Source organism: Methanoculleus sp. (genome assembly GCF_036677455.1).
GTDB lineage: Archaea > Halobacteriota > Methanomicrobia > Methanomicrobiales > Methanoculleaceae > Methanoculleus.
Genome location: NZ_JAVBWL010000051.1, coordinates 120,791 through 140,008 on the forward strand (window position 1 = coordinate 120,791; position 19,218 = coordinate 140,008).

The following is a 19,218-nucleotide window of genomic DNA, read 5'->3' on the forward strand; positions in this document are numbered from 1 at the left end:
CCTTATTCCTCCATGAATTTAGGTTTCATACCAAACGGATTGTATTTTTTGCCTCCACCCTTGTAGAACTTGGTGAAGAACTCAACGTAGTGAAGACGAATCGAGTGCAGACCGCCACCGAGAAGGCCAAGTGCCGTGTTCAGCACATGCCCCATCAGGAAGACGAGAATGCCGAAGATGATAATGATCACACCGAGCGGGGTGATCGCTGCAAGTTGGGGCTCTATCAGCATCCCGATCGAGATGTAGTTGATCACCATCGCGATTGCGACGGAGGATAGGCCCACCGCTACCAGACGGGCGTACGACAGCACGTGACTGATGATTGTCGGAACTTCGACGAGCTCAAGCGCGTTCTCCTGACCGATCCCGACGATTCCTGCGAGCAAAAGGACAACCCCCGCTACAGCGGAGACGTTGAGTCCCATGACTACAACAGGAAGACCCGTCAGGTCGGGCATCATCGGTATGGGGAAGAACGACCAGATCAGGAGCAGGAGGCCCCACATGACCCCAAGCCATCCGGCATGGGCGATCATCGCCTGTGTCGCGTGCTTCCCGTGGTAGAGTTTCCGCGCGTTGATGATACCGAGAATGCGCCCGAACGTGATATGCAGAATCCCGATCCAGATCGCGACGATCATCAGTTCGACGACCTGCGGGCCGTGACCGCCCGCGGCTCCTCCGATGTTGAGGTGCCGGGAGAAGATCAGCGCCGGCCATGGGAGCGAGAAGCCAAGGAACTCACTGTAGAGAATCCCGAAGATGATACTCGATATGCTTGCGATACCGAGCACTTTAAGGAGCATTCTCCCCGCGTCGCCTTTCAGGAACTTCCGCAGCCCGAGACTCAGGGCAAGCAGAACGGCGCCGTAGCCTACGTCGCCGAGGATCATCCCGAAGAAGATCGGGAACACGATGGCCACCATCAGTGTCGGGTCGATCTCGGAGTACCGCGGACGCGCATAGATGTCCATGAGCACCTGCGTCGGTTTGGCAAACGTCGGGTTCTCGTACTCTACCGGGACTACGGTATCGTCGTCGATCTCCAGTTCCTCGATATAGATCCTGCCGTTGGTCGCTCTCTCGAGCGCCTCCCGGATCCGGTCCGCCCGGTCTCCAGGCACCCATCCTTCGGTGATGAAGGTCTCCTCCGTGGTAGCAAACCGCAACGGGGCTTCCGCCCGTTCTACGTCAGCCGTGAGTAGTTCATCGCATGCTACCAGGAAATCGGTGTGCCTCTCCCGGAACTCCGCGATCCTGGTGTTGACCGCAGTGATCTCGGTGCCGCTCCGTCCGGCCTCTGCCAGGTGGGCGCTCCGGAGCTCAGCCGGAGATCCTGTCCCTTCGGGAACGGGGACCGCCTGGAACCCGGCGTCGAGAAGAGTCCGCTCGACCGGTTCGCGGTCTTCAATCGAGACCACGACGACGATCATGTTGCCGGCCGTCTTGTCGGAGAAGTACTTCTCGTGAGGGGCGTCGATATCGACGTCGTGCGCGATATGCCCGGTGAACACGGTAAACCGCGTGTACCCGCGGTAGAGTTCCAGATCCAGAGGAACCACCGTGAACGGTTCGAGCTCTTTCGCGCGCTGTTCGTGCTCCTTCTGCTGCGTCTCCAGTCTCGAGCGCGAAGCGATGAGATCCTCGGCCTCCTTCTGGATAGCCGGAAGGTCCGTTCGCATCATCGCCCTGACCTTCGATGCAGGGATCTTTGCTCCGGTCTCTACGTTCTCCGGGTCTATCCCGGCCGCACTCTCGATCGCTCTGACCTTGATGAGCGCCGAAGCCGCATCGCTCGCCCCGGGAAGCGGGTGGCCGATCGAGAGCCCTTCGGGAGACTCGCTCTCCGGCACGAAGTCTTCGATGTGATAGACGTTGTGACGGTAGAGCTCGCTTACGATGGTCTCGATCTCACCCTGCGGGGCCGCGATGAGCAGCCGGCGCATCCGTTCAGGCCGTAACATGCAGTTGCTCCTTAAATCGTGCAACTATCAAGTCTACAGCTTTCGCGAGGTTTTTGTCCCCCGTTGCTTTCAGCCGCTCTGCGCGCGCTTCACCCTCCTTAACAATCTCTGCATACCTGCTCTGCGCCTGGGCCCGTGCCTCCGCGAGGCGTTGATTCCTGTACTCCGCGGCATCGTTCTGTGCCTTCAGAACCAGGTTGTCAGCCTCCAGTTCGGCATCGGAGAGGCTTTTCTTCCTCTCGGCCTGCGCATCACGGATCATTACCTGATACTCTTCTTCAGTTTCCCTGATGCTTTTCAGGACATCGGTCTTCATCAAACCCTCCTTCTCACGGCTCATGAATATTTGATGAAAATAAGCATATATTTATTGTTGTTTGTCCGCGGGGGAATTTTCCGTTTCCAGATGGGTCACCGCCACCCCGGACGGCAGGTGTTCGATCGAGATCCCCCCGGGAATCCCGGCAAGCGAGAGCCCGGAGAGCTCCGTCGACGAGCAGAGCAGGTGCTGCTCGGGGTGGGTCCCCCGGCGGATATCACAGGACAGAACGATCTCCGGGGCGACCGAGACGACCATCGATAACCGCTTCGACCCGGGGTGATCCTTCGGGAGGACGACGAGGGGGATACGGTAGCGCCTGACCAGCTCAAGCATCATGCGTGCCTGCTCAAGCGGGCCGCCTTCCGGCATGGAGACAGCAACCAGGTCGTCGGGGCCGACTCCCTGGCAGTACTCGTCGTCAGGGGTCTCTATGCAGAGGGTAAACCGGGAGCCGGCTTTCCCCACAAGCAGAAGAGAGCGTTCTCCCTGGATGAGCAGGAGGCCCCCGCCGAGAGGCACGGTCATCCCGCCCAGCCCGGCGGGGAGTCTCCCGGAAGCGCTGCCTTCAGGCTTCTTCGACATCTTCCGACTGGCAGCTCGGGCACATGGGCCGCTTTCCGACGCCCTTGAACTTCTCGCCGCACTCTTTGCACCGGTAGCTCGTGCCCTTCACCCGCTCGCCATCAAACTCGATATCAACAGGTCCGCCGACTGTACACATCTGGCATCACCACGGGAGAGATGGGGGTCGAAGAGTATAAAACCTATCGCGGCCCCCCCGGGGCGGACGGATGCTTCCCCCATCTGCCCGACAAAGCAGCAGAACGTCCGGGTGCCGGAGATCACCGCCCTAGATGACGACGGTGAAGACCACGAGCGCGATGATGAGCATCACGGCCGCGTGTTTGACGCCCGCCCGGATCGACGCCTCTCCCATCTGCCCGGCGATCAGGCCCGAGAAGAGTGCCTGGACGAGGCACCCGTGATAGAGGAGGCGTTCAAAGGTGATGATGGGGGTGTTCCCGATGGGCACTGCGCCGGCAGCCGCGCCGCCCGCGGCCGATAGGGCGTTGACGTCGGCGAGCGCCGAGAGGAACTGGATCTGGATGACGGCCACGACAAAGACGAAGACGACGAAGACCAGGTAGATGATGGCGGTGTAGATGAACATCTCGGTCTCTCTCTCGCGCTTGAGGTTCTCCGAGATCGTGGCATCACGGGCTGCGATGTTCAGCACCTCGCTGATGTTGCCGGTCATCCGGCTCGCCGTCGTGATCAGGGTCACCGCCCGGGCGATGGTGGGGGTGCGTATCCGCTCCTCGAACCGGACGAGCGCGTCCTGGACGCTGGCGCCCCAGTCGATGTCGCGCTTGACCTTCCGGATCTCGTAGGTCAGCACCCCGAGGTCCGCCCTGACCAGGATCGTGATCGCCTGCGCAAGGGTCAGGCCCACCTGGTTTATCCCGGAGAGGCGGTTGAGGAACTCGGGGATGGCCGCCTCAAGCCGCATCACCTTCGTCCGCCAGACCTGATGAACGATACCGAACGGAAGAAGGACGACGAGAAGCGCCACGATGATGTGGTCGTCTAAGACGTCGACGAGGATCTCGGGATCGGCGTAGGCCGGGGTCGCGAGGACGGTGAGGAGGACGTATCCGAGCGCGACCGGCACCGTCACGTAGAACGTCCGGTTCGGTTCGACGAGGAACGCCTGGAGGGGGTGGCGGATGAAGTCCCGGAACTTCCGGGCGCGGTCGTACCGCTCCAGTTGCCGGGAGGACTCCTCGTCGCCGGGACGCTCCTCGACCCGGACGTCGGTGAACTCGCGGAGCCAGCGTTCCTCGGTATACCGCTCGACGGTCTCGGTCTTGATCGAGATCGCGTCGATGGCGAGGATGAAGAAGAGCGATCCGAGCGGGATGAGGATATAGATGACGATCGAGAGTTCGAGGATCGGTGCGCCGCTCATGAGACCCATGACGACCATGACGATGATGATGAAGAGCGGGCCCGCGACAAAGAGCGTCACGTAGGCCTCGGCCGCCAGCTGGAGCGTGGAGAGGAAGGTCTTCTGCTCGAACCGGGCGTCCTCCTGGTAGAGCCGCACCCGGGCATCAAGGAACCCGAGTATGTCTCCCCCGCTCTCGATGACGGAGACGAGATCCTGGATGAACTCCTGCAGCTTCTCCGAGGGGGTCGTCTCCTGCAGGTGCCGGAGCGCCGTGATCTGGTCGTAGCCGAAGTAGTCGGTGTCCCGGACGACACGGCGGAACTCATGGGCCGCTTCACCGTAGACCGCCGCACTCGCACTGAGCGCCCGGAAGATCGCCATCATCTCCGCCCCGCCCCGGCGCATGGCGTACATGTAGGAGACGGCGTTATGGAGGAGCAGGTTGATCCGGGTCGCCCGGTTCTGTTTCTGGATGGACGGGTATCGCAGGAAGAGGAGGTAGGCGGCGTATGCGGCAAGGAAGAAGATGAACACGCTCACGATGACCTGGAGGAGGGCGATCGCGGCATCCGTCAGGACGAGCCCCGGCAACCGGAGGGCAAAGACGTTGTAGACCCTGACATGCACTGCCGGGAGAACGGCAAGGCGCATCACCGCGAATCCCAGAACGGCCCAGAAGATGCCGAAGATACCGGAGGCGAGGAACGCCCGGAGGAGGTAGCGGTCGAGCGTCACCCCGCTGTTTGCCGCTACAAGGTCCTCGTGGAGACCCCGGTAGCGCAGGGGGTCGCGTCCCACCCACCAGCGGACGAGTCGGCGGAACTGTGCCTGCGCGGGCAACATCAGCGGATCAACTCACCAAGGTCGTCGAGGGAGGCGAGCACCCGGTCAGGCTCGATCGCGAAGGCCTGGATGATCCGGGCAACCGCCCGATAATCTCTGATGCCCTGGTCTTGCATGGCGAGCAGGATCTTCCTCCGGGTCTGCAGTTCCTCATTGAACCGGGTCCGGGACCAGCCGCGGTACTCCATGATCTCGGCGTAGATCCGGGACCGCCCGGAGTAGGAGAATGTGTCGGGTATGGGGTTGTACTCGAAGACCGTGTTCACCTGGAGGTTGCCGGTGAGCGGGTCGATCCCAGCGAGCTCGACGATCTCCCGGCACCTTCTCACGCGGTCGCGCCCCCGGTGGGTGAGCGCCTGGACGGATATGACGTCGAGCGCCTGGAGCATGTTCCTCGGCACGTTGAGCGGCTCGCTCCCCAGGCGGTGGATCGCAGCGTCGACGCCGCCGGCGTGCATGGTGGAGAACGTCGTATGCCCGGTGTTCATCGCCTGGAAGAGGGTCTGGGCCTCGCTTCCTCTGACCTCGCCGACCAGGATGAACTCGGGACGCTGTCGCATCGCGGCCTTGAGGAGTTCAAACATCCCGATGGTGTTGGTGGACCCCTCAGACGACGTCTCGCGCGTGACGCTCGCGATCCAGTTCTCGTGGTAGAGCGTGATCTCCCGGGTGTCCTCGATTGAGACGATCTTTGCGAGCGGCGGGATGAAGAGAGCGACGGCGTTGAGCGACGTGGTCTTTCCCGACGCGGTGCCGCCGATGAAGAGCAGGCTCTTGTTGTTCTCGATCGCCATCCAGAAGTAGACGAGTTCGTCGACGTCGAAGGTGTTCGTCTCGATCAGTTCCACCGGCGTGAACGGCGTCTCCCGGAACTTCCGGATCGTGAACGAGGTGCCGCGGGTGGTGACCTCGGTGCCGAAGGTGAGCTGCAGCCGCGAGCCGTCGGGGAGGGTCGCGTCCACGATAGGGCTGCCTATGGAGACGTGTTTGCCTGAACGCTGGGCGAGGGTGATCGCGAGCGAGTTCAGGGCCGGCTCGTCGAAGCGGATGTTCGTCTTGATGTTCTGGTGCTGCCGGTGATAGAGGAAGAGCGGGATCCCCGTCCCGTCACAGGATATATCCTCGATCCGGCTGTCTTTCATCAACGGGTCGATCCGCGACCACCCGAGGAAGTTGCGCTCGAGGTAGTAGCGGAGCCGGAAGACCGAGGCATCGGCGAGGGTGAGGCCGTACTCCACGAGGAGGCCCTCCATCTTCCCGGCGAGGACCACCCGGCGGTCGGAGGCCAGGTCGTGGTCGTCCAGGATCAGGACGTCGCGGAGGTCGTCGAAGAGCCGTTCCAGGAGTTCGTACTCGAAATCCGAGAGCACGGGCTCGAAGAGGAGGTATTCGGCCTGGTTCGTCCGGGTGTTCCGGGCTACCACGGCAAGAGCAAGGCCCTCGGTGATCCAGTAGCGGCTGATCTCCTGGTAGCCCGCCGGGACTACCGCATCCACGAGGGGGCCGTGCGTTGCGGGGTCGTACCTGCCCGGGGTCCCGTTATCCTTCCGGGAGCCAAGGAGATAGTCCAGGAGACGAGCCGGACTGAACCGGGCCGCCGGGAGGTCTCTTCCTGCCGTCACCGCAGTCTCGTTGTTGAACGGTGTGCCACCTCTCTCACCCTTCGGATCGCTGGCCGCTCCCTGCATATGCTCCCGTGACCTCGCTCGCTCTCAGCCCGGCCGCCTTCCCGGTGGATGGCCGGGCTGAGACCATACGTGTGATCTGGAGCGGCATCCATATAAACCTGCTTTTTCGCACAGATCAGCCTTCTACCATCGCAACATCCAGAGAACCCGCACAGGATCAGAATGTTTTAATCGGGACTCCCATATAGTAGGTAGTAGCCATGCAAGACCGCCTCCAACTACGGATGCCGACGGGGATCACCTCGCTCGATCCAGTGCTGGACGGGGGCGTCCCGCCGGGATCGGTGGTGCTGCTCCTCGGGGAGCACGGTGCCGGCAGCGTTGAGTTTATACAGACCTCGCTGATGAACCTCTGCATCCAGAAAGAGAGCAAAGCGGCCGGAAAAGACCTCCTGCTCCCCGAGAGTATCTCCTACGTGACGTTCACCCGGATGCAGGAGGACATCCTGAAGGAGATCGCCCTCTCGTTCAACCCGGGCCTCTACGAGCAACTTGAGGGGGAGATTGTCTTTCACGACCTCTCAGAGCTCTACTTTGATGCCAGCATCGTTCCGCCGGGCTGGTATGGGGAAGGGAGCGTCATTGAACGCCTGCAGAAGAAGCAACGCAGGGAGAACACGAATGTCCTGGCAGAGGTTGCCCGGGTGCTTGATGGGTGCCCGAAGAACAGCCTGATCGTCCTGGACTCGCTGACCGATATCGCCCCGTCACAGATGGAGGGAGCCCGGCGGCATGCGTTCATCGCCTTCCTGCGCGGCCTGCAGCGGGCGGCGAAACGCTGGAACACCACAGTCTATCTCCCGCTCACCTCCGGGATCCTGGACCGGTCGCAGGAGCTCGAGATCGCCGACTGCATCGATGCCGTGATCCACTTCCACTGGGAGGAGGCCGGCGCGCAACGGCGGCAACGGGTCATGTACTTCGGGAAGTTCCGGGGCGTGATGCCCCGCCTCGAGGACCGGGACCTGGTCCGGTTCGCGGTCATGGTATCGGCAACGGGGGGGTTTGAGGTGCGTAACATACGGGTGGTGGTATAACGGCAGGACGGGTGAAGTTCGGGGTCGAGGGGCTCGACGAGATGCTTCATGGAGGGCTGGTCGAGGGGAGCATCTGCGCGATCGTCGGCACCTATGGCACCGGAAAGACGATGTTCGGCCTCCAGTTCGCGTATGAGGGAGTGTGCCGGGGCGAGAAGGTGATCTATATCAGTCTCGACGAGCGGGAGGACCTTCTCCGCGCTACCATCGCACAGAAGGGGTGGGACCCGGCGATCGTGAGTGACCGGCTCTACCTCTTGCGGCTGGACCCGACCGACTTCAATCTCGCGATCAGCAGCATCAAGAGCGAGCTTCCCGCGCTCATCAGGAGTTTCGGGGCCTCAAGGGTGGTCATCGACCCGATATCGCTCTTCGAGGGGCTCTTTGAGGACGAGTCCGTCCGGCGGCAGGAGATGTTCGGGTTCATCGAGATGATGCGGGACCTGCCCTGCACCCTGGTGATGACGAGCGAGGCCGGCATCGCGAGCCCTGAGGAGAGCAAGTACGGCCTTGCCGAGTTCCTGGGGGATGCGGTGATCCTCCTTCACCGCGTCCGGTCCCGGGGGCTCACCGAGGTCCACCTGGCCCTCGAGGTCGTGAAGGTGCGCCGGTCGCCCCACTCACGCGAGATCAAGCCGTTCGAGATCTTCCAGGACCGGATCATGGTCTATTCTGAGGCAAGTCTGTTTTAAGAGCGACGGGCCGAAGGGCCGGAGCTTGAGAAAATTGCCCAGCAATTTTCGAATGGCGACGCGTGCCCCTCTGGGGCAGGCGGAGATCGAGAAGACCGAAGATCTTCGAGTTCCGATAGACGGGAACGTCTGCAGGAGCACTCCACTCCTGATGGAGCGTCGCGACTCGCACCTGCGATAGCCCGGACGTCGGGATCCGGTATTTCGCTAATCAGCAGCACGGCTGCGGGCATCAACAGCTCCGGGAGCTTCAGGACGAACTTCCCGACGACGGCCGCAACCTTCACCGCGTCCCCCGGCCCGGGGATCGCGCCAACGGGATCGCCGTTGAGGATCGCCTGCACCGCGTCGCGGATGTCGGCAACCCCACCGACGACCGGCAGACACGAAAACCCGATCCAGCCGACCATGTAGTAGGGCGAGGAAGCGGTCTCCTCCCCGACCAGCCAGTAGAGCGACCCGTCGGGCAGCCCGGTCTCCCCGAAGACCGCACCGGCCAGGATCTCGCGCCCGATTTTGGCAAGGTTGATGTCGCCGCTCGCGGCAGGCGTCAGCGGGTCGGGATCGGCGCCGTCGCGGAGGCCGTCCCCGTCGGTGTCCGGGTTGAAGGGATCGGTGCCGTACTCGAATTCCGCCAGGTCATCGAGGCCGTCGTCATCCGTATCCGCCTTCGTCGGGTCGCTCCGCTGCTTGAAGTAGGTCTTACCGTTCTCGTCGGTGACGGGTTCCCCGGCTTCAAAACCGTCCGAGAGCCCGTCACCGTCGGTATCGATCAGGTACGGGTCGGGGTTGTGCCGGTTCCCGAACCCATCGGTGTACCCGCCCGTCTCGAAGCCGTCCGGCAGGCCGTCCCCGTCCAGGTCCTCCGGCACCAGGACCACGTTCACGGTGCTGGTCTGGCCCGCGACGACGGTGACAGACTCGTAATAGGAAGCGAACCCCTCTTTCGTGACGGTAACCTGGCGGGTGCCGGAATCGACGTTGGTCTCCGTGAGTTCCCCGGACGCGGGGATGGTGCCGACAGAGAAGCCGTCGATGGAAACCGCGGCCCCGGGCTCCGAACAGATCACACGGACATTGCCGCAACTGGAAGTGAGGGGCAGATTAATGTGCTTCTGAGTATGCTGGTTACGGGTAATCTCGACGGTCTCGATTGCCGTCCCATAGTATAGACTCGATGACGTCAATACGAGAGTATGCTCACCCTCAAGGAGCTTCGCATTCGAAACCCCGGAACCATAGTAAATATTGTCGATGTAGACGATCGCCCCCGTTGGGGTTGACGTTACGGTCAGGTAGCCCGTGGGTGCGCCTACCTGGTGGATCAGAGAAGTGGCGGTAAAAATGTACTCGCCTTCCTTAATATGGAACACGCCGTTATGGTTGTTATAGCCGTTCTTCTCGATCGAATAAGCTTTTGCCCCGCTCGTGGGATATTCAGCGAAATCTCTCGTCAACCCCTTTCGCTCGCCCGTCTCATGTGTCTTAGTCACCAGATCTTGCGATCCCGTCACACCCCAAAAGGTGACGCTTGCGTTGCCGACGCCCTCGCCGGTCTGGGAATCTCTGACCCACAACAACACGTGATAGATGTCTGTTTCCCCTAACGACTCGATACTTTCATCCTCGTCAAACAGCGCCTCCCACCGCGCCGAGTCCAGGACGGCATACTTCGCCGACCCCGCCGCCGCGCAGGAGACCACGCCGTTCACGGCATCGACGGCGGAAGCAACGCCGACGAACGTCCCGAGGTCCTCGTCGAAACGATAGATCGCGAGCCGGGAGGGGTCCACGACGTGGGTCGGGTTGTACGCGATCTCAATCGTTCCGGACCCGATATCGTCGCCGAACCCGATGGCGGCGACCTTACTGACCAGGATCTCGTCGCTGATCAGGTGGGTGTAGTTCACCGCGGCGACGCTGACGTTGGCAACGGCGTACCCGCGGCCGAAGACCGTCAGGTTCAGAGTCTCGTCGAGGAACCGCTCGCCGCTCCAGTAGTCCTCGGCACCGTCCGCGACCCCGTTACTGTCCGAATCAGGGTTAAAAGGACTTGTCGTCCCGAGGGCCACCTCGGCACCATCGGTCAGGCCGTCGCTGTCGGTATCGGCGTCGCAGGGGTCGGTCCCCATCAAGATCTCGTCCGCGTCGGCGAGGCCGTCGTCGTCGGTATCCGCCGAGAGCGGGTCGGTCCCGTAGGTCTGCTCATCGAGGTTCGAGAGGCCGTCCCCGTCCGGGTCGTCATCCGTCCCGGCAGCGACGATGACAGGATCGCCGTCTCCCATCAGTAACATCTGTCCCGGCTCCTCCGGGAACGTCCCGAGTTTCAGCAGCTCGAACGAATCGGTCAGGTTGTCCCCGTCGGTATCTTCCACGAACGGGTTGGCACCGATCCGGTACTTCACAAAGACCGGGAGGTCGCCGGCGAAGACCTCGTAGCCGTCGATGACCCCGTTCCCGGCCTGGTCCCCGGGCCACTGCGCGCAGTCGGAGTCGGCATTGAGCGGGTCAAACCCGATCGCCTGCTCGAAGGCGGCCGGCAGCATGTCCCCGTCGAGGAGGAGGGTCGTGGAGAAGGGGTTCCCCAGCGAGTCGGTGCCGCCGACCGTGATCGTGTTCGCATCCGCAAGGGTCACCTCAGTCGAGAAGTTCCCGCCCTGCACTGGAACTGTCGACGATACGTTGTTGTGGGTGAGTATGAGGCTGGTTATGGCGGTATCGGAGACGTTCCCGGACACGGTGACGTTGCCGCCGGCTGGCACCGTATCATCATGGGGAGAGGTGATCGTGATAGGAGGGGGTTGGTGCAGTTCGAACGAGTAGTATTCCATGGCGAAACGGGGGCTCCAGGCCGGGTTCTGCCCGTGTGAGATCTTCACCCGTACGGTCTCGGACTGCGGGAAGTCTGCGTGAAACTCCTTGGGAACCTGGTTTGCAGGATCGGAACTGGAGAACCCGGACTCCGAGTAGACAACCTCGTCGTTGACCTCGATCGTCATCCACCGCCCGGAAGGTACATCGGTCCCCGGTACGCGCGCAACGAGCGTCAGGCCTTCCCACCCGTGCGTTCGAGCACACGAAAGATCCCTTCGCAGGACTCAGTACTTCGTTAATTTTGGTACCCGGCAACGATGCGGTCTCACGCGACGCCGCAAAGTGCGAGGCTCTATAAGGGCGGAGTTCGAGCACCGTCAGGTGTGAAGTGCGACGGGCCGAAGGGTGCGACGTTCCAACGGAGCCGGAGTGTGAGCACCGTCAGATGTGAAGTGCGAGCGTAGGCGAGCATGAGAAGCCGTCAGGCTTCGAAAGGAAGTCAGCAGTTTAACCTCCAGGGGGCTTCCTCGGAACTTTATCGGAGTGCCGGGATCCCGCCAGGACGCCCGCCCCTCCGGGATCACCCCCGTGCACCACGGCCCCGGCCGGCCCCCCGCTTCTTCTGCATCTTCCGCCACCGCTTGAGGATGAATGCTCCGACGACGAGGACGAAGAGCGTATTGTAAAGCGCCCATATGATCGGGTCGCGGAAGTCGGTCCCGATCAAGTTTCCGTGCACGACGGCAAAGAGGAGCACGACGTATATCAGGCCGTGCACCCACCGCCAGTACTTCGGGATGTACTTCCGGAGCAGCACCCCGGCGAAGGCGATGTAGAGGAGGTAGAGGGCGGGCTGGCCCGCAAGTAACCAGAACCGCTCCCAGGACGAGAAGGTTGGGATGAATAGGGCGGGGTTCATCGACCGTATGGCGAGGGTCACCGGGTGCAGCGTGGGAAGGAGGAGGCCGACGGCGGCGAAGGTGTGGTGCACCGCGAGAAACGGCCTGCCGAAGACGGCCATGACCTCGCGGAGGAACGGTGTCAGGATGGCCGCGATGGCGAGGGCAAGGTACCCCCAGAGAGCGAGGAGGCGGGCTATGACGGTGAACGGGTTTTCGTAGGGTGTGGTCAGCACCACTGCGGCGACCAGCGCATACAGGGCCAGGATGACGGCTGCAAGGAGCATGCCCGCCCGGGAGAGAGCCACGGTTTCGGAAGGTTTGGGAGAAGGGATAAGGGTTTCGGCCGGGGTGTGGTCCGGGGGAGCATCGCGAGTCGAGATCGAGAAGGAGAAGTCCTCAATCATCCACCCACTTTCGCGTTCTTCGCGGCTTCTCATGAACAGCGTACAGGGGCAATGACAGGGCCTCACGCGAAGGAACTGCATCATCCCGGTCAAGCCGAGGCGAGATAGGCAGCCATGATTATTCTGTCGTCTCCAGAGGTGGAGTGACAACGGCAAAACCTATCGAACTCGGGCTTACCCTTGAGGGCAAAGATGCCCGGCGTTTCCATGATACATTGAGAAGCCCACCTATACCGACGACGCACGAAACTGATCCGATCTGCGGCGCACAGAGCGCAAAATCAGCGTCTGTGAAGATATGCCTCTCCCGGCACTCCGTTTTTTTACCCCTTTCCTCCAATCTGCTATTCAGCGGAGGCACCTGGAGGCAATCATATACCTGCGCACAATCGCAAAGAATCTTTTACCATCCCAACAATCAGAGTGATCCACGGGTGGTTCGACGACGGTAGAGGTCGACGGCACATTGATAGGTAATAGGACAATCCAGCAGGACAATCCAGCTCGATCGATCCCTGAAACCGTGGGGAGAGAGAGTGATGGTCAGGTTGAAGAAGCAACCTAAAAATGACAAAACTCTATGCACCGATGAATATCTCCCGAAACCGGCCGAGAAAGACCTTGAAGAGTTATACTGATCTTCTCACTCCAGCGCACCCATCTGCAAAAGTGACCCCCTGACTGCCCATGGCCGCGGCCTCCTCTGTGGGTATGGGGATATCGCGGTCCACGGCCGCACCGACCCCGCCGGGGTCCACGCGGAAGGAGCAGGAGACCCGGGCCTCACCCCCGGACAACAACCCTTAAGACGAATCTTAAGAGAGATACTATCAAATGCTCGATCAGTTCAAGGGCTGCCTGCTCGGGGCCGCCATCGGGGATGCGCTCGGCATGGCGCGAGAGAGCACACCGCCCGACTTCCAGCGCCTCCATGAAGGATACCGGCGCGCCTGGCGGGGGCACCCGAACGCGGGGCTGAGACCCGGGCAGTTTACCGACGATACCCAGACGATGCTCCTCGTCGCCGGGATGCTCGCCGACGGCACCTACTCGGAGAAAGGGTATGCCGCCGCCCTCACCCGGATGTACCTGGACGGGGACCTCCGGTTCCCCGACGGCGCCGTGGACGCCGCGTGCCGGCACATCGCCGAAGGCAGGCCGGCCGGTGTTGCCTCAAACTCCGCCGGCTGCACCGGCATCGCCGTCCCGTTCGGGCTCGTCTACGGCGACCCGGTCGACGTCACCGAACGGGTGGTCCAGGCCTGCAGCGTCACCCACACCCACCCCGCGGCGCTCGCAGGAGCCGTCACCGTCGCGATGCTCATCCACCACGCCGTCCGCGGCCGTCCCGACGCCCTTGAGATCGCGGAGAAGATCGCCGGCCTCGAGGACCCCGCCCTCGGCAGCAAGATCCGCGACGCCGTCCGGCTCGCCCGCGAGGGGATCAGCCTCGAGAGCGCGTTGTCCGTCATCGGGAACGGCGTGACCGTCTACCAGACGGTCCCGCTCGCCTTCTTCCTGATCCACCGCATACGAGAGACCGGAGCCCTCCTCACCACCGCCGCGCACGTCGGGGGGAACACCGACACCATCGCGCTCATCTGCGGCGCCTACGCGGGCGCGGTCTATGGCCGATCCGCCCTCCCGCGGGACCTCCTCGACGGGCTCGAGAGCCGCGACGAGATCGAGGCGACGGCCGCCCGGCTTTATGAGCGATACACCACAAAGCCGTGAACTACCCAGCCCTGAAGGGCGGGGCTTCCTGCTTCATGGCCAATACTTGCATCACAGAAACGTGATGTAGCGGTATTGGCTCCACAGGCTCAAAGGGCTGTTCCATCCCCACGCGGTGGATATTCACCGCAGCATTATAGTCTCGATCGGCAACAAACCCGCAGTACGGGCACTCGTGAACTCTGTCGGAAAGCGTCTTTTTCACGATGCTTCCACAGTTCGCGCACATCTGTGACGTATTCCGGGGATCGATCTGAATGAAGTTCGTACCAGCACTTTCAGCCTTGTACGAGAGATACGAAAAGAATCGCCCCCACGACACACTGTGGATACTTCTCAGGAGTCCACGAGATTTGCCGTTCTCTTTCAGATACTTGATATTCAGGTCTTCAACGCAGATCGTGGCATAGGTGTCAACGTACCGACGGGAAAGTTTGTGCAGGAAATCGTTCTTCTGGCTCGTGATATGTTCATACACCTTCTCCAGTTTCCCTTTTGCCTTCTTCCAGTTACTCGAGAACCGTTGTTTCCGGGCGATACTCTGCTGTAACTTCCTGATCCGGTCAAGTGAGTGCTCATAGAACCGTGGGTTCTCAATCACCGCGCCGTCACTATCGACCGCAAATGCGTTCAGACCGACATCGATCCCGACAGACCGTCCTTCACACTTCGATGCAGGCACTGTTTGCTCTGTCTGGATGATCACGTACCATCTATCACCAGAGCGAGTGATCAGGATGCCCTTCACCTCCCCCGAGTATGGTCGGTGCATCTTGAATGGGATTGTTCCGATCTTCGAGAACGTGATCGAGCTATGCCCACGGTCGATCTCGAACCCAGACTGGTTGTAGTTGAGTGTGCGGTACCGGGATGCGCTCTTGAATCGGAGTTTGCCGATTTTTCGCCCCTTTTTCTTCGTCTGCGACAGAGCACGGATGTTACTCCAGAGGGTGTAGTTCACCATCTGAAGCACTTTGGAGTACACGCCCTTCAGAAACGGGTTCTCCTCTTTCAGCGTGACGATCCGCGCCTGCATTCCTCGCATCGTCGGAGCGATCCCGGTCTCTCGTGCAGTAGTACACTCTTCGAGAAGTGCGTTGTAGAGCCACCGACAGGTATCGAGTGCGACATTCAGCCGTGCCTCAGTGGCTGCATCTGGATACGCTCGATACTTGCAGGAAATGAGCATGGACAACAAGAGAGTTCATCTGAAATAAGATATACGTGATCCGTGCAGGGTGAAAGTGGAAGAAGGGCAGCACCGCTTTCATCCCCGCACCTGTTGACCGGGGACTTCCCGCTTCGCCCCTTCAGCCCCAAAAGTTAAGATTCTATAAAAGACATCTCTTTCTTATGGAAATTGCGATCATCGGTGCATCCGGATATACCGGCGGCGAGCTGATGCGGCTCCTGCTGCACCACCCGTCCGCGGACGTCGTCGCTGCGACGTCCCGGAACCTGGACGGCACCCCCGTCGCCTCGGTCCACCCCCATCTCCGGGGGCTGACCGATCTTGTCTTCCGGAACACCGACGTCGGCGATATCGATGCCGACTTCGCCTTCCTCGCCGTGCCGCACACGGCGGCGATGAAGGTTGCCGGGACGCTTGCAGAGCGGGGGATCAAGACCGTCGACCTCTCGGCCGACTACCGGCTCGAGAAGGACGTCTACGAGAAGACCTACGGCGTCGTCCACGAGGCCTACTTCAAGGCCCCCTACGGCCTGACCGAACTCCACCGGGACGAGGTCCGCGGCGCAGCATTCGTCGCGAACCCGGGCTGCTTCCCGACCGGGGCGACGCTCGCCGCAGCCCCGCTCGCGAGCCGTGCCCATACCATCATCTACGACTCAAAGACCGGGGTCTCCGGGGCCGGGAACACCCCCTCCGCGACGACCCACTACCCAAATGTCGGCGACAACTTCAGCGCCTACAAGTGGACGACCCACCGCCACCTCGCGGAGATGAAGCAGGAAGCCGCCCGGCTCGGCTCGACCGCCCGGTGCTACTTCACGCCCCACCTCCTCCCGGTGAACCGGGGGATCCTCACGACGGCCCACATCCTCCTCAACGAGCCGATGGAGCAGGCCGAGGTCGAGGCACTCTACCGAAAGTTCTACGAGGGCGAGTTCTTCGTCCGCTACCAGCGGCCGACCCTTGCCGCCGTGCGGGGGACGAACTTCTGCGACGTCGCCGTCGAGAGCGAGGGCGACCGCGTCGTCGCGGTCTCAGCGATCGACAACCTGGTCAAGGGTGCAAGCGGCCAGGCGATCCAGAACATGAACCTTATGTGCGGGTTTGCGGAGAACGATGGGCTCCGCTCCGCCGGGATGCTCCCCTGAGGTGATGGCGATGGCAACGCTGGTCAGGGAGATCATGACCCCGGACCCGGTGACCGTCCGGGTCGACTCGCCGGTGCGCGAGGCGGCAGGACTGCTCCGGAAGTATCACATCGGCGGGCTCCCCGTGATGGACGGCGACCGGGTGGCGGGAATCGTCACGGAGACCGATATTCTCTCGCTGCTTGATGTCGGCGAGATCTCCGACGACCTCTGGCTCCCCTCGCCGCTCGAGATCATCGAGGTCCCGGTCAGGGAGTTCATCAACTGGGAGAAGACGAAGCGAGCGCTCTCCGATATCGGGAGCATGGAGGTGCGGCGGGTGATGAGCAGCCCGGTCATCGCCATCGATGAGGATGCCGGGATCGCCGACGCGGCTGCCCAGATGCTCCACGAGGGGATCGCACGCCTCCCGGTGCTCCGCGACGGCAAACTCGTCGGGATCGTCACCCGGGCCGATATCGTTCAGGGCCTCGGGGCATCCCGGGAGGAGAGAACATGAAGAGCATCTGTGCGGTCGAGGGCGTCAGGGCATGGGGGGTCAAAGAAGGCAAGTTCGGGCTTGCCCTGATCCGGGCGACCGGGACCGCGGCCGGCGTCTTCACAACGAACCGGGTCCGGGCGGCGCCGGTCGAGGTGATGATGGAGCGGATAGCAAGCGGGACCCTTGATGCCGTCGTCGTGAACAGCGGGTGCGCGAACGCCTACACCGGCGAGCGGGGATACCGCGACGCGGTGGAGATGTGCGGCATCGCGGCCGGAGCACTCGACCTCGACCCGGCGTCGGTCGGCGTCGCGAGCACCGGGGTGATCGGTCGCTACCTCGACCTCCCCCTCATCCGGGACCAGTGCGGGCGGGTCGCGCCGCTCCTTGCCCATAGCGCCGATGCCGAGGACGCGGCGGCGCGTGCGATCATGACCACCGACACCTTCGCAAAGCACGCCCTCGTCGAGACGGAGTCGTTTTCCGTCGGCGGGATCACCAAGGGAAGCGGGATGATCGCCCCGAACATGGGGACGATGCTCGCGTTCCTCTACACGGACGCGGAAGTCGAGGGACCGGTTCTCCAGGATATCCTCCGGCAGGCGACCCGGCGGTCCTTCAACCGGGTCGTCGTCGACGGGGACACGAGCACGAACGACATCGCCCTCTGCACCGCGACCGGTGCCGCGGGCAGGGTCAACCAGAACGAACTCGTGAAGGCCATCGAGGCGGTCTGCAGGAACCTTGCCGTCCAGATCGCCCGCGACGGCGAGGGGGCAACGAAGGTCCTCGCGGTGACCGTCCGCGGCGCTCCCGACGAGGATGCCGCAGCCGATGTGGCACGGACGATCGTCGCCTCCCCGCTCGTCAAGACCGCGATCTACGGCGAGGACCCGAACTGGGGCCGGGTGGTCGCGGCGGCCGGAAGAGCCGGCGTCGCGTTCGACCCCTACGCGGTCTCGCTCTCGGTCGGCGATGGCGCCGGGCGGACGCCGCTCGTCGCCCGCGGCGAGATCGTCGCCGACCTCGCAAGGGCGAAGGCCGCGATGCGCGGGGATACCGTCGCGTTCGACCTCGACCTTGCTGCGGGCGACGGGAAGGCGACGGCGTGGGGATGCGACCTCACCGAGAAGTACGTAGAGATCAACGGGAAGTACACGACATGAAACGAGAAGATGTGCTGATGGAGGCACTCCCCTACATCCAGAAGTTTTACGGGAAGACGATCGTGATCAAACTCGGCGGCCACGCGATGGTCGATCAGAATATCCTGAACACCGTGATCCGGGACGCGGTCCTCCTCCGCTACGTGGGGATGCGGGTCGTCCTGGTCCACGGCGGCGGCCCCGAGATCACCGCGAAGATGCAGGCGATGGGCAAAGAACCGAAGTTCGTCGGGGGCCTCCGGATCACCGACGCCGAGACGCTCGAGATCGCCCAGATGGTCCTGGTCGGCAAGATCAACGCCGGGATCGTCGCCCTCATCGCGAACTGCGGCACCCGGGCGGTCGGGATCTCCGGCAACGACGGCAACCTCCTCATCGCCCGGAAGATGGAGCCCCAGCGGGTGAAGGTGGGGGAGGTCATCGAGGAGGTGGACCTCGGCATGGTCGGCGAGATCGAGGAGGTCGACCCCGAGTTGCTCAACGGCCTCCTCAGCCAGAACTACATCCCGGTGGTGGCCCCGATCGCCCTCGACCGGCAGGGCCGGAACCTGAACATCAACGCCGATACGGCGGCCGCGGAGATCGCGATCGCTCTCAAGGCCTTCAAATTGATAAACCTGACCGACGTCGACGGCGTGATGAACGCCGACCGGACGATGGTCTATCACCGTCTCACGCTCTCCGAGGCGGAGGCGATGATCGGTGAGGGGATCATCGCCGGCGGGATGATCCCGAAGCTCGACGGGTGCATGAAGGCGGTCCGGTGCGGTGTCACGAGCGCCCACGTCGTGAACGGCAACAAGGAGCACAACCTGCTCCTCGAGCTCTTCACCGACCAGGGCGTCGGGACGATGCTCACTCCGTAACCTTTTTTTTC

Annotated in this window: 16 protein-coding genes; 7 read left to right on the top strand and 9 right to left on the bottom strand. The window is 62.5% G+C overall.

Features of this window, described 5'->3' with window-relative positions; all coding sequences use genetic code 11:
* Positions 1-2 precede the first annotated feature (2 nt).
* From V6K60_RS12540 to V6K60_RS12565, 6 genes are all read right to left on the bottom strand, one after another.
* Entirely contained in the window at positions 3-1,967 is a 1,965-nt protein-coding gene (locus tag V6K60_RS12540; RefSeq protein WP_332450861.1) for a V-type ATP synthase subunit I, read from the bottom strand.
* Positions 1,954-2,283, bottom strand: a complete 330-nt coding sequence (locus V6K60_RS12545) for a V-type ATPase subunit subunit G family protein (protein ID WP_332450862.1) — start codon at positions 2,281-2,283, stop codon at positions 1,954-1,956. Before V6K60_RS12545 ends, V6K60_RS12540 begins: the two co-directional genes overlap by 14 nt.
* Before the next feature lie 51 nt (positions 2,284-2,334).
* A complete protein-coding gene (locus V6K60_RS12550) occupies positions 2,335-2,871 on the bottom strand; it encodes an alpha/beta hydrolase (RefSeq protein ID WP_332450863.1) in 537 nt (178 codons plus the stop codon).
* Positions 2,855-3,010 carry a hypothetical protein gene (locus V6K60_RS12555; protein ID WP_332450864.1) on the bottom strand — a complete coding sequence of 52 codons (156 nt, stop codon included), beginning with the start codon at positions 3,008-3,010 and terminating at the stop codon, positions 2,855-2,857. Before V6K60_RS12555 ends, V6K60_RS12550 begins: the two co-directional genes overlap by 17 nt.
* Positions 3,011-3,139: 129 nt before the next feature.
* Positions 3,140-5,083, bottom strand: coding sequence for a type II secretion system F family protein (locus tag V6K60_RS12560; RefSeq protein WP_332450865.1), 1,944 nt, complete (start codon positions 5,081-5,083; stop codon positions 3,140-3,142).
* Positions 5,083-6,771 (bottom strand): type II/IV secretion system ATPase subunit, encoded by a 1,689-nt coding sequence (locus V6K60_RS12565; protein ID WP_332450866.1) that lies wholly within the window; start codon positions 6,769-6,771, stop codon positions 5,083-5,085. Before V6K60_RS12565 ends, V6K60_RS12560 begins: the two co-directional genes overlap by 1 nt.
* A 200-nt stretch (positions 6,772-6,971) precedes the next feature.
* On the opposite strand from V6K60_RS12565, the gene V6K60_RS12570 reads away from it, so the two are divergent.
* Together V6K60_RS12570 and V6K60_RS12575 are read left to right on the top strand one after the other, a co-directional pair.
* On the top strand, positions 6,972-7,808 hold the full coding sequence (locus V6K60_RS12570) for an RAD55 family ATPase (RefSeq protein ID WP_332450867.1): 837 nt from the start codon (positions 6,972-6,974) through the stop codon (positions 7,806-7,808).
* Positions 7,809-7,819: 11 nt separating this feature from the next.
* Positions 7,820-8,500 carry a KaiC domain-containing protein gene (locus V6K60_RS12575; protein WP_332450868.1) on the top strand — a complete coding sequence of 227 codons (681 nt, stop codon included), beginning with the start codon at positions 7,820-7,822 and terminating at the stop codon, positions 8,498-8,500.
* On the opposite strand, the gene V6K60_RS12580 is transcribed toward V6K60_RS12575, so the two are convergent.
* Both V6K60_RS12580 and V6K60_RS12585 read right to left on the bottom strand, forming a co-directional pair.
* A complete protein-coding gene (locus V6K60_RS12580) occupies positions 8,497-11,499 on the bottom strand; it encodes a PEGA domain-containing protein (protein ID WP_332450869.1) in 3,003 nt (1,000 codons plus the stop codon). The genes V6K60_RS12575 and V6K60_RS12580 overlap by 4 nt on opposite strands.
* A gap of 395 nt (positions 11,500-11,894) precedes the next feature.
* On the bottom strand, positions 11,895-12,521 hold the full coding sequence (locus V6K60_RS12585) for a hypothetical protein (protein ID WP_332450870.1): 627 nt from the start codon (positions 12,519-12,521) through the stop codon (positions 11,895-11,897).
* 933 nt (positions 12,522-13,454) lie between these two features.
* Here V6K60_RS12585 and V6K60_RS12590 point away from each other — a divergent pair.
* Positions 13,455-14,354, top strand: a complete 900-nt coding sequence (locus V6K60_RS12590) for an ADP-ribosylglycohydrolase family protein (protein ID WP_332450871.1) — start codon at positions 13,455-13,457, stop codon at positions 14,352-14,354.
* Between the two features lies 1 nt (position 14,355).
* Here V6K60_RS12590 and V6K60_RS12595 read toward each other — a convergent pair whose 3' ends face one another.
* Positions 14,356-15,543, bottom strand: a complete 1,188-nt coding sequence (locus V6K60_RS12595) for an RNA-guided endonuclease InsQ/TnpB family protein (RefSeq protein ID WP_332450872.1) — start codon at positions 15,541-15,543, stop codon at positions 14,356-14,358.
* Between the two features lie 164 nt (positions 15,544-15,707).
* Between V6K60_RS12595 and argC the strand changes: the two genes are divergently transcribed.
* Genes argC through argB form a run of 4 tightly spaced genes read left to right on the top strand, consistent with a single transcriptional unit; the run spans position 15,708 to position 19,207 of the window.
* On the top strand, positions 15,708-16,694 hold the full coding sequence (gene argC / locus V6K60_RS12600) for an N-acetyl-gamma-glutamyl-phosphate reductase (RefSeq protein ID WP_332450873.1): 987 nt from the start codon (positions 15,708-15,710) through the stop codon (positions 16,692-16,694).
* Positions 16,695-16,704: 10 nt separating this feature from the next.
* Complete coding sequence (locus V6K60_RS12605; protein WP_332450909.1) at positions 16,705-17,193, top strand: CBS domain-containing protein; 489 nt, start codon at positions 16,705-16,707, stop codon at positions 17,191-17,193.
* Positions 17,190-18,341: a bifunctional ornithine acetyltransferase/N-acetylglutamate synthase gene (argJ, locus tag V6K60_RS12610; RefSeq protein WP_332450874.1), complete on the top strand. Its 1,152-nt coding sequence runs from the start codon at positions 17,190-17,192 to the stop codon at positions 18,339-18,341. The genes V6K60_RS12605 and argJ overlap by 4 nt, the downstream gene beginning before the upstream one ends.
* A complete protein-coding gene (gene argB / locus V6K60_RS12615; protein ID WP_332450875.1) occupies positions 18,338-19,207 on the top strand; it encodes an acetylglutamate kinase in 870 nt (289 codons plus the stop codon). Before argJ ends, argB begins: the two co-directional genes overlap by 4 nt.
* The last annotated feature ends 11 nt before the right edge of the window (positions 19,208-19,218 follow it).